At 60.9% G+C, this 15,336-nt stretch carries 11 protein-coding genes; 9 read left to right on the forward strand and 2 right to left on the reverse strand.

Going from position 1 to position 15,336, the window contains the following annotated elements:
- Positions 1 to 38 precede the first annotated feature (38 nt).
- The 8 genes from ACNA1V_RS00290 to pgsA all read left to right on the forward strand — a co-directional run bounded on the left by ACNA1V_RS00290 (position 39) and on the right by pgsA (position 11,748).
- On the forward strand, positions 39 to 3,215 hold the full coding sequence (locus ACNA1V_RS00290) for a multidrug efflux RND transporter permease subunit (RefSeq protein ID WP_415831567.1): 3,177 nt from the start codon (positions 39 to 41) through the stop codon (positions 3,213 to 3,215).
- 65 nt (positions 3,216 to 3,280) lie between these two features.
- Entirely contained in the window at positions 3,281 to 4,735 is a 1,455-nt protein-coding gene (locus ACNA1V_RS00295; protein WP_415831761.1) for an efflux transporter outer membrane subunit, read from the forward strand.
- A gap of 24 nt (positions 4,736 to 4,759) precedes the next feature.
- A complete protein-coding gene (gene pdxJ / locus ACNA1V_RS00300) occupies positions 4,760 to 5,482 on the forward strand; it encodes a pyridoxine 5'-phosphate synthase (RefSeq protein WP_415831568.1) in 723 nt (240 codons plus the stop codon).
- A gap of 250 nt (positions 5,483 to 5,732) precedes the next feature.
- Complete coding sequence (locus tag ACNA1V_RS00305; protein ID WP_415831569.1) at positions 5,733 to 7,535, forward strand: putative bifunctional diguanylate cyclase/phosphodiesterase; 1,803 nt, start codon at positions 5,733 to 5,735, stop codon at positions 7,533 to 7,535.
- 60 nt (positions 7,536 to 7,595) lie between these two features.
- Positions 7,596 to 8,042, forward strand: coding sequence for a holo-ACP synthase (gene acpS, locus ACNA1V_RS00310; protein WP_415831570.1), 447 nt, complete (start codon positions 7,596 to 7,598; stop codon positions 8,040 to 8,042).
- 5 nt (positions 8,043 to 8,047) lie between these two features.
- Positions 8,048 to 9,127 carry a beta-N-acetylhexosaminidase gene (nagZ, locus tag ACNA1V_RS00315; RefSeq protein WP_415831571.1) on the forward strand — a complete coding sequence of 360 codons (1,080 nt, stop codon included), beginning with the start codon at positions 8,048 to 8,050 and terminating at the stop codon, positions 9,125 to 9,127.
- A 14-nt stretch (positions 9,128 to 9,141) separates the two neighbouring features.
- Entirely contained in the window at positions 9,142 to 11,013 is a 1,872-nt protein-coding gene (gene uvrC, locus ACNA1V_RS00320) for an excinuclease ABC subunit UvrC (protein ID WP_415831572.1), read from the forward strand.
- A gap of 159 nt (positions 11,014 to 11,172) precedes the next feature.
- Positions 11,173 to 11,748, forward strand: a complete 576-nt coding sequence (gene pgsA, locus ACNA1V_RS00325) for a CDP-diacylglycerol--glycerol-3-phosphate 3-phosphatidyltransferase (RefSeq protein WP_415831573.1) — start codon at positions 11,173 to 11,175, stop codon at positions 11,746 to 11,748.
- Here pgsA and ACNA1V_RS00330 read toward each other — a convergent pair.
- Positions 11,726 to 13,336 carry an MFS transporter gene (locus tag ACNA1V_RS00330; RefSeq protein ID WP_415831574.1) on the reverse strand — a complete coding sequence of 537 codons (1,611 nt, stop codon included), beginning with the start codon at positions 13,334 to 13,336 and terminating at the stop codon, positions 11,726 to 11,728. The two genes, pgsA and ACNA1V_RS00330, sit on opposite strands and share 23 nt — an antisense overlap.
- Before the next feature lie 140 nt (positions 13,337 to 13,476).
- Here ACNA1V_RS00330 and ACNA1V_RS00335 point away from each other — a divergent pair, with 140 nt between their 5' ends.
- A complete protein-coding gene (locus ACNA1V_RS00335) occupies positions 13,477 to 14,331 on the forward strand; it encodes a LysR family transcriptional regulator (RefSeq protein ID WP_415831575.1) in 855 nt (284 codons plus the stop codon).
- A 108-nt stretch (positions 14,332 to 14,439) separates the two neighbouring features.
- On the opposite strand, the gene queF is transcribed toward ACNA1V_RS00335, so the two are convergent.
- Positions 14,440 to 15,279, reverse strand: coding sequence for an NADPH-dependent 7-cyano-7-deazaguanine reductase QueF (gene queF / locus ACNA1V_RS00340; RefSeq protein ID WP_415831576.1), 840 nt, complete (start codon positions 15,277 to 15,279; stop codon positions 14,440 to 14,442).
- Between the last annotated feature and the right edge of the window lie 57 nt (positions 15,280 to 15,336).

The raw sequence follows: 15,336 nt of genomic DNA on the forward strand, positions 1-15,336 counted from the left end.
CCAGGTGATTCCCAGTACCGTATCGCGAGATAGATTCCATGCCTCAATTTTTCATAGAACGCCCCATCTTTGCCTGGGTGGTTGCGTTGTTCATTACGCTGACGGGCTTGCTTGCGATCCCGAACCTGCCCATCGCCCAGTATCCGGAAGTGGCCGCGCCGTCTGTGACGATCACGGCCACGTATCCGGGCGCGTCTGCGCAGGACGTTTCCGAGCAGGTGACCAGTATCATCGAAGATGAGCTGCCGGGAGCGAAGAACCTGCTGTACTTCGAGTCCGTCGCGGATTCGTTCGGCCAGTCGCAAACCACGGTGACGTTCCAGCCGGGAACCGATCCCGACATGGCGCAGGTGGACGTGCAGAACCGCGTGTCCAACGTGTCGGCTTCGTTGCCCACGGCTGTGATGGAGCAGGGCCTGCGCTTCGAGCAGAGTAGCGCCAGCTTCCTGCTGATCGCTGCGCTGTACTCCGAAGATGGTCGATTGGACGCGGTGGACCTGGCTGACTACATTACCCGCAACCTGAAGAACTCGGTGTCGCGGGTGCCCGGTGTCGGCAAGTTCCAGCTGTTTGCGGCCCAGCGCGCCATGCGCGTCTGGCTGGATCCGGTCAAGCTGACCGGCCTGAACATCAGCGTCAATGAACTGAATCAGGCCATTCGCCAGCAGAACGTGGTGGTGCCCTCGGGCTCGCTGGGCGCGCCGCCGGTGGCCAGCGACCAGGCGACGACTTCCATCGTCATGGTGAGCGGCCAGCTCAAGACGCCGGAAGAGTTCGGCAACATTCTGTTGCGCGCCAATCCGGACGGCACCACGGTGCGTCTGCGTGACGTCGCGCGCATCGAACTGGGCCAGGACAGCTATCAGTTCGCATCGCGCCTGAACGGCAAGCCTTCTGCCGCATTCGCCATCCAGCTGACGCCGGACGGTAATGCGCTGGAAACGGCCCAGGGGGTGCGCAAGGTGCTCGAGGAGATGGCGCCGTTCTTCCCCGATGGCGTGAAGTATGAAATCCCCTATAACACCGCACCCTATGTGCAGGCCTCTATCCAGAAAGTGATCGAGACGCTGTTCGAGGCACTGCTGCTGGTGTTCCTGGTGATGTATCTGTTCCTCCAGAACGTCCGCTACACGCTGATTCCAGCGCTGGTGGTGCCGGTCGCTCTGCTCGGTACTTTCTCCGTGATGCTGCTGCTGGGGTATTCGATCAACGTGCTTACCATGTTCGCCATGGTGCTCGCGATCGGGATTCTGGTGGACGATGCCATCGTGGTGGTGGAGAACGTCGAACGCATCATGGCCGAGGAGGGCTTATCACCCAAAGAGGCCACCAAGAAGGCGATGCCGCAGATTACCGGCGCTATCGTGGGTATCACGCTGGTTCTGACCACGGTGTTCTTGCCGTTGGGCTTCATGAGTGGTTCGGTCGGGGTGATTTATCGCCAGTTCGCCGTGGCCATGGCCGTGTCCATCCTGTTCTCGGCGTTTATGGCGCTGTCCTTCACGCCGGCGTTGTGCGTCACGCTGCTCAAGCCGATCAAGAAAGGCGAGCATCAGACCGAGAAGAAGGGTTTCTTCGGCTGGTTCAACCGTCATTTCGATAGCCTGACGCATCGCTATGAGCGTGGCGTGGGCAAGCTGCTGACCTGGAAGGGCCGCATGATGGTCTTGTTCCTGATCCTGGTCGTGGTGATGGGCTGGTTGTTCATGCGTTTGCCGACATCCTTCCTGCCGCAGGAAGATCAGGGCTTTGTTATTACCAATATCGAGTTGCCGGCCGGTGCCTCGACGAACCGTACGAATGAGGTCATCAAGGAAGTGGAGGATTACTTCCAGGCCAATCCGTATGTGGAAAACATGGTGACGGTGCGTGGCTTCAGCTTCAACGGCAGCGGCTACAACGCGGCTATTGCCTTCGTGGTGCTGAAGGACTTCAAAGATCGCACGGCGCCTGACTCCAGTGCGGAAGCCATTGCTGGCGCTAGTATGGGCAAGCTGCTGATGGGGATTCCGGATGCACTGGTGGTGACGGTCAACCTGCCCGCCATTCCTTCGCTGGGTAACGCCAGCGGCTTCGACTTCCGTCTGATGGATGTGTCCAGCCAGGGGATTCCCGCGCTGAATGCCGCTGCTGCTCAGATGTTGGGCCTGGCATCCGCCAGCGATGTGCTGTCGCAGGTACGTATTACGGGTCTGGGGCCGGGGGCTCAGCTGACGCTGACGGTGGATCGTGTCAAGGCGGCTGCGCAGGGCGTCGATTTCTCCGAGCTGGCCGGTCTGATCTCCACCAGCCTGGGTTCGGCGTATCTGGGCAAGTTCCCGGATAGCGGCCGCATGCAGAACGTCTGGGTGCAGGCGGATACGGCCTACCGTATGGAGCTCGATGAGATCCTCAAGCTCAATGCGCGCAACAAGAGTGGTGAGATGGTGCCGCTGTCCACCTTCATCAGTTATGAATGGTCGAAGGGGCCGGTTCAGTTGGTACGCTACAACAGCTTCCCTGCGGTGCGTATTGAAGGGAGCGCGGCACCGGGCTATTCGTCAGGCGATGCCATGAAGGAAATGGAAAACCTGATGACCCAGTTGCCCAAGGGCTTCACCTACGCCTGGAACGGTCTGTCCTACCAGGAGCGGGAAGCTGGCAACCAGACGTTCATTCTGATGGGGCTGGCGCTGTTGGTGGTGTTCATGGTGCTGGCTGCGCTGTATGAAAGCTGGGCCATTCCGCTGTCGGTCATGCTGGTCGTACCACTGGGGGTGCTGGGCTCGGTCGTGCTGGTGGGAGCCATGGGTATGGCCAATGACGTGTACTTCCACGTCGGGGTGATTACCGTGATCGGTCTGTCGGCGAAGAACGCCATTCTGATCGTGGAGTTTGCCAAGGATGCCTATGCACGGGGAGCGACGTTGCTCGATTCGACGATGGAAGCGGCACGCTTGCGCTTCCGCCCGATCCTGATGACGTCCCTGGCGTTCATCCTGGGCGTGGTACCGCTGGCTCTGGCCACCGGCGCCAGCGCGGCCAGCCAGCGCGCGGTGGGTACCGGCGTGTTGGGCGGCATGCTTGCTGCCACGCCATTCGCTGTAGTATTCGTGCCTGTGTTCTTCGTTGTCGTCATGTCGATTTTCAAGACCCGTCCGCGCCTGCTGGGCGCGCAGGCGGTAGCGGCTGAGGCAGAAGCACAGATAGACAAGGAAGAAGGGAATAAAGCATGACTATCAAGCAAGATTCACAGCATGCCCGGCATGTAAGGCATGACAAGGGGCGTTTCTCGGTGCGCATGCTGCCGTTGGCGCTGACTCTTGCGCTGGGCGCGTGCTCGCTGGCTCCTACCTACGAGCGTCCGGAAACGCCGACCGGTGCGACCTGGAAGGCGAACCAGGCAGGCGCCGATGCGGCGCGCTCGGCTGCGGACATCAGCTGGCAGGAGTTCTTTCTTGATCCCCAGCTCAAGACCTTGATCGGCATTTCGCTGGACAACAACCGCGATCTGCGCATGGCGCTGTTGCGTGTCGAAGAGGCGCGGGCGCAATATCGCATCCAGCGCGCCGACCAGTTGCCGACCATCGGTGCCAACGGGCAGGTGCAGCGCAGCCGGACGGCTGAGCAGCTGCGCGCCGGCGGCCCCGACAGCCCGGCGCTCAGCACGGCCTACCAGGCCGGGCTGGCGATGACGTCCTATGAACTGGACTTCTTTGGCCGGGTGCGCAATCTGTCCGAAGCCGCGTTGCAGCAATACCTTTCCACCGAGCAGGCAGCCCGGACGGCGCGCATTGCCCTGGTGACGGAAGTGGCGAATGCCTACTTTGCCGAACGCGCGGCCGAGACGCTGCTGGATCTGGGCCGCAAGACCCGCGAGGCGCGCCAGGCTTCCTATGAACTGGTGCTGGCCCGCTTTGAAGGCGGTGTGGCCACGGAACTGGAACTGAACCAGGCCCTGGGGCTGCGCGATGCCATTGACGCGGAATTGGCCCAGCTGCAGCGCTCGTCCATGCAGGCCAAGAATGCGCTGGCCTTGCTGATCGGCCAGGAGCTGCCGGCTGATCTGCCGGCAGCAGCTCCTTTTGGCAACAGCCAGCTGATTGCCGATGTGCCGGTTGGCGTGCCATCGACGCTGTTGGAGCAGCGCCCGGATATCCTTGGTGCGGAGAACCAGCTGTTGTCGGCCAATGCCAGCATCGGCGCGGCTCGTGCAGCCTTCTTCCCCAGCATTTCCCTGACCGGGCAATTCGGCACGGCCAGCACCCATCTGTCCGATCTGTTCGGCAGTGGTTCGGGCGCATGGTCTTTCATTCCGGTCATCAATCTGCCCATCTTCACCGGCGGGCGCTTGCAAGCCAATCTGGATCTGGCGGAAGTGCGCAAGGATTTGGCCGTCGCCAACTATGAAAAGACGATTCAGCAGGCATTCCGTGAAGTGGCGGATGCGCTGGCTGGCGAAGCGACCTACGGCAATCAGCTGAAGTCGCTGCGTGCCCAGGAGACGGCGGCCGGCCGGACGCTGGAACTCTCCAACCTGCGCTACGAAACCGGCGTGGACAGCTACCTGCAGGTGCAGACGGCCCAGATTTCGCACTTCTCCGCCCAGCAGGCGGTGGTGCAGGCTGAGGCTGCCTCGCTGAATAACCGGGTGGCGCTCTACAAGGCGCTGGGTGGTGGCTGGAAGGCCGACGAGCCGGCGGTGCAACCGCAGGCCGATGCCGCCGCAGCCGCCGCCACGGCAGCGGCCAACTGAGCGATCTAGGCAAGGACAGCAGCCATGGAACTGGGCGTCAATATTGATCACGTTGCGACCTTGCGCCAGCAGCGTGGGACTTCCTATCCGGATCCGGTCGAGGCGGCGTTGCGTGCGGAAGCCGCAGGTGCCGACCTGATCACCCTGCATTTGCGCGAGGACCGCCGCCATATCCAGGATGCGGATGTGGTGGCATTGCGGCCCAAGCTCTTGACGCGCATGAACCTCGAGTGTGCGATCACCGAGGAAATGCTGGCGATAGCCTGCCAGATCCGCCCGGATGATGTCTGTCTGGTGCCGGAACGACGCCAGGAGCTGACGACGGAAGGGGGGCTGGATGTGCTGGGCCATGCCGCTCAGGTGCGTGATGCCGTGACGCGTTTGCAGGAAGCCGGTATCCGGGTCTCCTTGTTCATCGACCCTGATGCGCGCCAGATCGAAGCTGCGCAGCAGGCCGGCGCCTCAGTGATCGAGTTGCATACCGGCGATTATGCGGAAGCCGAGGGTGAGCGTGCGGCCCAGGCGCTGGAGCGTCTGCGTCTGGCCGTGGGCATCGCCAAGCAGGGTGGTTTGCGCGTCAATGCCGGGCATGGCCTGCACTACGGCAATGTGCAGCCCGTGGCAGCCTTGCCGGGAATTTCCGAGTTGAATATCGGCCATGCCATTGTGGCCCAGGCTGTATTTGTGGGCTGGGAGGCTGCCATTCGTGAAATGAAGGCCCTGATTGTGCGGGCCGCGCTCACCTGATCCCGGGCTGAAGCAGCAAAAAAGCCATGGCGTCGCTTGCGCGCCATGGCTTTTTTTCATCTGGCGCGAGGAAAATAGGGCGTGAAGTCGTTGTCGTCAGATTTTATATCGGTTTGTTTTGGTGATAGCAGGATTTAATTATTATCAAAATTAAGAATTTATTCAACTTAAGCTTATGGGTTTACTAATATTGATTAAATAACATAAGGGCCTGTAAATAGTTTTCCCAGTATTGGCAGGCTTGATAACAATGTTTTATAGTGCTCGCTGGTATGTGGGTTTTGGCTCGGAACGGGGGGTAAGGGTGTATCCGAATGGCGTGCCGGCTAATTACAATTACAAGGCTGCGGAGAATAACTGGCTGCCGCCCGAGGGCAGTAATTACCTGTCCATTCTTGGTCATATTCCAATTGCCATATTCAGGCTCGATCTGGATGGCAGCATAGTTTGGTTCAATAGCGCTGCCGCAGCGTTGTTGAGTTTTCTGCCAAATAAGGGCTATGGACAACCGGTAGTCAGTATTTTTCGTGAATACGGCTTCAAGGACCGCACACCGGGTCCGGTGTTGTTGCAGGCTCAGCACGAGCAGTTCGATAAGTGGCGCGAATTGGTCACTTGGGCGGCAACGCGAGGAGCAGTCTGGCATGGGGCTAGGGAATGCCTGGATTGCCAGTTTCGTTTGTATCTGCTAGATAATTGCGATACCCAGGGCTATTACCTGTTTGCCGAAGAAGTGCGGGAACAGGACTTTACCCAGCATGAAAAAGGTTTCGACCTATTGACGGGTTTGCCCAATCGCCTGATGGCAGAGTCATACTTCTGGCAGCAAAAACGATATATCAATGCGCATTATGCGCCAGGCCAACTGCTTTATTACATCCTTATAGATCTCGATGAATTCAAGCAGATAAATAATCGCTATGGACATCGCGCAGGCGATCAGGTTTTATTAGCAGTTTCTCAGCGCTTGCGGCAAGCGGGGCAGCACCAGGGTTATCTTGCACGGCTGGAGAGCGATGAGTTTCTCATTATTCTGCCCCAGGCCGCAGAGCAGGAATTGCTGAGTTTGCTGGACGAATTGATTTCGCAGATGACCGAGCCGTTCTGGAGCGGTAGTCATCAGCTGAAGGTCAGTGCCAGCATTTCTGTCACGGCGCACGGCAAGGAAGATGAAAGCAGTTTGGTGCTGGGCTTGAGCACGCGAACGCTGGCACGCCAGGAAAGTGAGGGGATGCGTTATCTGACCCCGAAGGCGGCGCATGACATTTACCGGCTTTCCACCCTGACCAAGGATATTGATCGTGCCATTCGAAACAATGAGTTTTTTCTGCAGTACCAGGTGCAGGTCGATGCGAAGGACTACGAAGTGCTGGGTGCGGAAGCACTGATTCGCTGGCAGCATCCGGATTTCGGTCTGGTCGCGCCAGGTGTGTTCGTGCCTCTGGTGGAAGATTCCCGCAAGTCCGCGGCTATGGGATATTGGGTGCTGCGCGAGGTTTGCCGCCAGAGCCAGCTGATCCGTGAGCAGATGGGAAAGCGCTTGCGCATTTCCGTCAATATCACGGTGGAGCAGGTGCTGGAGGTGGATTTCTATGAAAACTTGTGTGACATCCTGGAAATGTATGGGGTAGCCCCCGCAGAGATCGAACTGGAAATCACTGAGACCATGCTGATCAGCGAGGTTGAAAGCGTCAGGCAAACCTTGCAGCGCTTGAGTGCCAAAGGGATTTCCATTGCACTGGATGATTTCGGCACGGGTTACTCCAGTCTGTCGCACCTGGTTCAGTTCCCGGTGAGTCGCCTGAAAATTGACGGCAGTTTCGTCAGCCAGCTGCCGAACGATATGCATCATGCGGCGATCGTGCGGGCCATCATAGGGATGGGGCGCAGCCTGGGTTTGCGGGTGGTGGCCGAAGGGGTGGAAACCGAGGAGCAGCGGGACTGGCTGGTGGCCGAAGGGTGCCATGAGCTGCAGGGCTTTCTGTTCGCCCGGCCGCAGGATCCCGATGCCCTGATGAGCATGATCATGCATTACCCTGGCGGCCTGTTCTAGCATTGGTTCGCGTCGCTGCCGGACGCGACGCCGGCATGGGCTTTGCGCTACAGTAGCTGTATGAATACACCCGTTACCTCACAAGCGGTCGGCGCCGAGCAGATGCCGGGCGCCATTGCCGGCATGGGCACGGATTTGCTGCGCATCCCGCGCCTGGAGCAGACGCTGGCCCGGCGCGGCGAGCGCTTCGCCCAGAAGATCCTCGGTCCTGACGAATGGCTGGTCTATCAGCGCCGCAAGCAGCGTGACCCCAGGCGTGGCGTACGCTATCTGGCAACCCGCTTTTGCGCCAAAGAGGCATTTTCCAAGGCCGTCGGCTTGGGGATGCGGCATCCGATGTGGTGGAATCGCATGCAGACGCTCAATCAGGCATCGGGGCGGCCGGTGGTGGTCTTGGCGGGAGAACTGCTGGAATGGTATGTTGCGCGTTTTGGCGCGGCCCATATCTCCTTGACGGATGAAACCGATCTGGCTGCTGCGACTGTCATCGTAGAGAAAAAGGTATAGCAAAAATGTCTGGCGTGGAAACCCGTAGTGAGCTGCTACCCGGCCCGGTCATGGTGGATGTCGAAGGGTTGGCGCTCACGCCGGCCGAAGCGGCGCGCATCGCCCATCCGCTGACTGGCGGCGTGATCCTGTTTGCGCGCAATTATCAGGATCGTGCCCAGCTTGAGGCCTTGACGGCGCAGATCCGCGCCGCGCGTTCCGGCCCTGTGCTGATTGCCGTGGATCATGAGGGTGGGCGGGTACAGCGTTTTCGCACCGATGGGTTTACCCATATTCCGGCCATGCGTGCCTTGGGCGAAGCCTGGGATAGCGATCCCTTCCTGGGGCAGCGTCTGGCGACGGCAGCGGGCTATGTGCTGGCCGCCGAATTGCGCGCCTGCGGCGTGGATTTGAGTTTCACGCCCGTACTGGATCTGGATTATGGCGGCAGCCGAGTCATCGGCAAACGGGCCTTGCATCGGGAACCGGCGATTGTTGCCAGCCTGGCGCGCGCGCTGAATCATGGTCTGCTGTTGGCCGGGATGGCCAATTGCGGCAAGCACTTCCCTGGCCATGGCTATGTGGAAGGGGATTCGCATCACGAGATGCCGGTGGATGATCGCAGCCTCGAAGCCATCCTGGCTGAAGATGGCGCGCCGTATGCCTGGCTGGGGGATGCCGTTGTGCCTTCCGTCATGCCGGCGCATGTCGTGTATCGACAAGTGGACAGCCAGCCGGCCGGGTTCTCGCGCCGCTGGATTCAGGACATTCTGCGCGAGCGCCTGGGCTATGACGGCGTGGTGTTTTCCGACGATCTCACCATGGAGGCGGCAACGGCTGCCGGGGATATTCTGGCGCGAGCGGAAGCGGCGCTGGACGCGGGTTGTGACATGGTGTTGGTGTGCAACCGCCCCGATCTGGCCGATGAATTGCTGGCGCGGCTGGCGCGTCCTGTCGATTTGACGGCTGCGGCGCGTATTCAGCGCTTGCTGCCGCGCAGCGCGCCGCTGGATTGGCAGGCGCTGCAGGCGCAGCCTTTGTATCGTCACTCGCGCCAGCAGGTCGATGAGTTGGCCGGGTTTCCGTCGGCGCACGGCGCTGCCTAGCTGACGGACGCGCAATGGATAGCAGGCAGGACGCGGCGGAAGGCGCCGGCGCGGCAGACGAGCCCTTTGATATCAAGGCGTTCCTGGCGCAATTGCCGGGCTTGCCGGGGGTGTATAGGCACCTGGACGCCAATGGCGAGGTGCTGTATGTCGGCAAGGCCAAAGACCTGAAGAAACGGGTGTCCTCGTATTTCCAGAAGACGCTGGCCAGCCCCCGCATTGCCTTGATGGTGGCCCAGGTCGCGCGCATCGAAGTCACGGTGACGCGTTCCGAGGCGGAAGCGCTGATTCTTGAAAACAACCTGATCAAGCAGCTCAAGCCGCGCTACAACATCATCTTTCGCGACGATAAGTCGTATCCCTACATTCAGCTGAGCGCGCATGCGGCGCCCAGGCTGGCCTACTATCGTGGCTCGACTAGCGGGCCGGGGCGGTTTTTCGGCCCGTACCCCAACGGTGGTGCGGTGCGTGAAACCATGCAGATCATCCAGAAGGTCTTCCGTCTGCGAACCTGCGAGGATGCGGTTTACGCCAACCGTTCACGGCCCTGTCTGCTGTATCAGATCCACCGTTGTTCCGGCCCCTGTACGGAGCAGGTGTCGCTGGAAGCGTATCAGCATGATGTGCAGCGTGCCGCCGCCTTTCTGGATGGCAAGGCGGAAGATTTGCTCAAGGAAATCGAGCAGCGCATGTTTGCAGCGTCGGAAGCGCTGGACTTTGAAACGGCAGCGGTGCTGCGAGACCAGATGGGAGCATTGGCCAGTATTCTGCATCAACAGACCATGGAAGATGCAGATGCGGAGGATGCGGACATCATTGCCGTTGCCAGTGCCGGAGGACGGACGTGCGTGAACCTTGCCATGGTGCGGGGCGGGCGTCATTTGGGCGACAGGGCCGTGTTTCCGGCGCAGACGGCAGGGCAGCAGGAGGTTCAGCTGGGCGAAGTGCTGGCCGCTTTTGCCGCCCAGCATTATCTGGCCCATCCTTTGCCGCCAGTGCTGGTCTGCTCCCACGCCTGGCCTGATCCTGGCTTGCTGGAGCTGCTGTCGGCACAGGCGGGCCGGAAGTCGCGCATGGTGCTGCGGCCTCAGGGTATCCGGCGTGCATGGCTGGAACAGGCGCAGCAGAATGCAGGCCTGGCGCTGGCGCGCGCCTTGAGCGAAAGCGGGGCGCGTACGGCGCGGACGCTGGCGCTGGCGGAAACGCTGGAGCTGGACACCGACCCTGAGGCGCTGGATGCCTTGCACATTGAATGTTTCGATATCAGCCATACCGCAGGCGAAGCGACGCAGGCTTCCTGTGTGGTGTATGCGCATCATGAAATGCAGCCTACGCTGTACCGGCGTTACAACATTGCCGGTATCACGCCGGGCGATGACTACGCGGCCATGCGGCAAGTGCTTTCACGGCGTTTCGGCAAAGTGGCGGATGGCGATGCGCCGATGCCGGGCCTGGTGTTGATTGATGGTGGACGCGGCCAGGTGGAAATGGCACGTCAGGTTTTCAGCGAATTGGGGCTGGATATCGGTACCCTGGTCGGTGTTGCGAAAGGCGAAGGCCGCAAGGTCGGCCTGGAAACCCTGGTCTTCGCGGATGGGCGTGAGCCGCGTGCGCTGGGTCTGGAGTCGGCGGCATTGATGCTGGTGGCGCAGATCCGTGACGAGGCGCACCGCTTTGCGATTACAGGAATGCGCGCGCGCCGCTCCAAGACGCGCCTGGTGTCGCGCCTGGAGGAGATTGAAGGCGTGGGTGCCCGCCGCCGCCAGCGTTTGTTGGCCCGGTTTGGCGGATTTTCGGGGGTTGTTCGGGCCAGTGTGAATGATCTGGCCTCGGTTGAGGGGATTTCGCAGGGTTTGGCGCAGCGCATCTATGATGCGTTGCATTGATGCCTTAAGCGTTGCGGCATGCCTGAAGCGCAAGGCGGGTTGGGCGTTTCATCGCAACAGGCGCTAGAATGGCTCGAAGGGGCGCCGGTATGGTCGGCGCGCCTGACGCCGCAACCTGCTTGGGTTAGCATACGCCGTTGTAAACATCGTTGATTTTCCATGCCGCTGAATCTTCCCATCTTGTTGACCTGGCTGCGTATCGTCATGATCCCGCTGGTGGTCGGCATGTTTTATTTGCCTGAATCCTGGCTGTCTGTGCCGGTGCGGGACGTTGTTGCAGCGGCCGCGTTCGTGCTGGCTGCACTGACCGACTGGTTCGACGGCTGGCTGGCGCGCCGCTGGAAGCAGACTTCCGCGTTTGGCGCTTTTCTCGATCCGGTGGCAGACAAGCTCATGGTCAGTGCCGTGCTGCTGGTGCTGCTGGATCTGGGACGGGTCGATGTTTTCGTATCGCTGATTATCATTGGCCGTGAGCTGACCATTTCCGCTTTGCGGGAATGGATGGCGCAAATCGGTGCGGCGGCCAGCGTGGCTGTCCATCGCATCGGAAAATTCAAGACTGCGGCGCAGATGGTGGCGATTCCCTGCTTGTTGCTGGACAACGCCATTGCCTGGTTTCCGGCGCGTCAGATTGGCGGCGTGCTGATCATTGTGGCCGCCATTCTGACCTTGTGGTCAATGCTGTTCTATATGAAGCGGGCCTGGCCCATCATCAGCGAGCGTTCGTCCTCCTGAGTTCAATCGGGCGGGGGCATGTGCGGCTTGCGCGACCTGGCGCGAAGATCAGAAAGCTGCACAGGCCCAGCGCAAAAGCACTGAGTGCGCCATACAGCATGACCCAGTCGAACCCTGCGATCAGGGCTTGATTGAATATCGTGTGCCAGGATGCGTCAGTACTGGCGGCCGCCAGTTGGTTCACGCCGGGCAGGCTGCCTGCCTGCTGGCTGATGCCAAGATCTCCGGCGGCGATTTTTTCGGCGATCAGGCGTAGCGTGGCGGGTTCCGTGGCGGCCGCGCCCAGGCCTGTCGGGCGACGCAGCGCAGCCATGATGCCTTCCACCAGCAGAAACCCCATTACTGCAATATTGAAGGCCAGAGAAATCATCCGGGCGCTGGTATCGGCGCCAGAAGCCATGCCGGCGCGTTCAGCTGGCAAGGCGGCGGTGATGGTGTTGGTGGCCGTGGTATTGACCAGGCCCAGCCCGATGCCGGCCAGTATGCAGCCCGGCAGGATCAGCCAGCCTGTTTGTGGGGAGTGATTGCTGCCCAGCATGATGAGAAAGCCCAGGCCAATGGTGGCCAGCCCCAGCGGAATGATGTAGCCGGGGTGGTAGCGCACGGCCAGGCGTTCCGCGACCGGAGGAACAAAAAGCGTGGGCAGCGTGTAGGCCAGCAGGGCTAGGCCGGTATGGATGGCGTCATAGCCCAGGCCAATATGGAAATAGATGGGCAGGTAGATGATGAAGGGCCAGAAGCTGAAATTCTGCCCCATGGAGCCCAGCAGTGCGCCGGAAAACCTGCGCACGTGAAAGACCTGGAAGTCCAACATGGGGCGTGGGCTGCGCTGTTCAGCGATGATGAAACCCGTCAATCCCAGGGCGGACAGTCCGATGATGCCCAGCGCCTGCGGGCTGCTGAAACCCAGTACCGGCCCTTGCGTGACATACAGCACCAGGCAGAATACGGTGAGCGATAGCGTCAGAATACCGGCAATGTCCAGCCGGGTCGCCTGTGGGTCGCGGGATTCCTGCACGCCTGCCTGGTTGAGTGCCAGAGCCAACACTGCCAGCACCGCATGGATCAGGAACACCCACTCCCAGCTGGCTAGCGCCAGAATCAGCACGCCGACGATAGGGCCGAAGCCCAGTCCTGCGCCAAAGACAATGCCCCAGCAGGCGAAGGCCGAACTGCGCTCGCTGCTGTCTCGAAATTGGTTGGACAGAATGGCGATCTGGCAGATCAGCATCATTGCGCCGCTCAGGCCCTGCAGAAAACGCGCGGCGATCAGGACGGAGGCGCTGCTGGTCAGTCCGCAGAGCAGCGAGGTCGCGCCGAAGGCAACGATACCGATGGTAAATATCCGTTTTCGGCCATAGCGGTCGGCCAGGGTGCCCACGGCCATCAAGATGGTGGTCGTGGCGATGGTATAGGCGGCCATGACCCATTGCAGTTGCCGGAAGCTGGCGTGCATGGCTTGCTCGATGGTGGAGAGAATGGGCGGAACACTGGAAATTTCCAGGCCCAGCATCAGAGAGGAAAGACAGACTGCTGCCAGCGCATAGCGGCGCTGGCGCTGTGAAGAGGGGGAGAATGTTGAAGGCATGACGGCTTCCGGGGGAGTGAAACGCCTGTCCGGACGAAGAGGAGCAGGCGGGAATCTTGAGCTGGGGATAGTAGGAAGCAGACATACCATTTGGCAATGATATGATTGGGTATATCAGAGACAACAATTTTGGATGATTGATGGGTAAACCCAGCCTGGATGTGGAATCGGTGCAGGCCTTTGTCAGCATTGCGGATTTCCAGAGTTTCACGCGGGCCGCGGAGGCCTTGGGCAGCACACAGGGGGCGATCAGCGTACGTCTCAAGCGCCTGGAAGAGCGCCTGGGTTACAAGCTGATCGAACGCACGCCCAGGCTGGTGCGCCTGTCGGCGCAGGGGCTGGTATTTCTCAATCCGGCACGGGATTTCCTGGCGGCGCACGATCGCGCGCTGCTGGCGTTATCCTGCGATTGCCGGCGGTTTAGACTGGGTATTGCCGAGCATGTGGCAGGGCCGGAAATTCCTTTGCTGCTGTCGCGCCTGAATGAGCGCGATCCAGCGCTGACCATCGAAGTGCGCATGGAAAGTGCGCGCAGTCTGCTGGATGCCTTCGACGCGGGCAATCTGGATGCCGTGATCGTGCGCGAAGAAGATGACCGGCGCGATGGTGAGGATCTGGGGCCGGAACACTTTGGCTGGTATGCGGCGCCTGCCTTTCACCAGCAGCCCGGCAAGGCCTTGCGCCTGGCGGCCTTGGCGCCTTGCTGCGGGGTCAGGGATATTGCCGTGCGCGCCCTGGCGGGCGCGGACATTGAATGGAATGAAGTGTTCGTGGGCGGCGGCCATGCCGCCGTCATGGCTGCCGTTTCAGCCGGGTTGGCCGTGGCTGCTTTTGCCTGCCGGCTGGCGCCGCCGGATACTGTGGAGGTCGGACAAAAACTGGGGCTGCCCGCGCTACCGGCCTCGCGCATCATGCTGCATTCCACTTTGACCGATCAGCGCTCACGGGCAGCCTTGCGTACCTTGGCGGCGGCATTCCGTGAGCATCGGGCATGATTCTGCTGATGCCTGGCCACGCTGCACCGTAAGGGGCAGACGATGGATGGTGTCTGCCCGTGCGCGACGCCGGTGGCTGCCGTGGCCGCCTGGCGTCGTTTTGCCGCGCTATTGACGCGGAGTGCGCACCGCGCCGGGAGCGGCCATGCCAGGCGTGGCACGCCAGGGGTTGATGTCCAGGCCGCCGCGCCGGGTGTAGCAGGCATGGACACGTAGCGCGATGGGGGCGCAGCGAACCATCAAATCACGGAATATCTGCTCCGCGCATTGTTCGTGGAAACCGGTGTGCGTACGAAAAGAGACGATGTAACGCAACAGCGCGGCATGGTCGATGGCGCGGCCTCGATAGTGGATCTGTACGCTGCCCCAGTCCGGCTGGCCGGTGACCGGGCAATTGGAGCGCAGCAGGCGTGACACCAGCGTCTCCTCTACCATGCCGGTGCTGTCTGCGCAGGCCAGCAACTCGGGGGCGGGCGAGTAATGCTCGATGTCGATATCCAGCTCGTCGATGCAATGCCCGGTCAGTTCAGCCAAGTCAGGCGTGGCCATGGCTGCCGCATCCAGTTGCAGTTCAACGCCCACACGCGCTTGCGCCACGCGGGACAGATCCTCGACCAATTGCGCGCGCAAGGCTTCCGCACTGGCATGCCGGGTCTGGTTGTGGCTGTTCAGGTAAAGCTTGAATGACTTGGATTCGATCAGGTTGGGGCTATCGGCAGGCAAGCTGAAGGTCGCGGTGGCGACTAGCGGTTTGCCGCGGCTGTTCAGCCAGGATAGCTCGTAGGCGCGCCAGATATCGGCGCCCTGGAAGGGAAGTGGATCGGTATAGCCCAATGCCTGGCGCGCGGGTTCCCTGGGGATGGCTTGCAGGACGCTGGGATCATAGTGATCGGGGTAGCTGACGGTCTGGCCCAGCAGTGTGGCGGCAGGCAGGGAAGTGTGGCTCATGGCGGTGTCGCAGGCAAAGAAAAAGATGCCCATATTTTATATGGTGAAAAGGCCTGC

The sequence above is a fragment of the Kerstersia similis genome (assembly GCF_965139615.1).
GTDB classification, from domain to species: Bacteria; Pseudomonadota; Gammaproteobacteria; order Burkholderiales; family Burkholderiaceae_B; genus Kerstersia; species Kerstersia similis.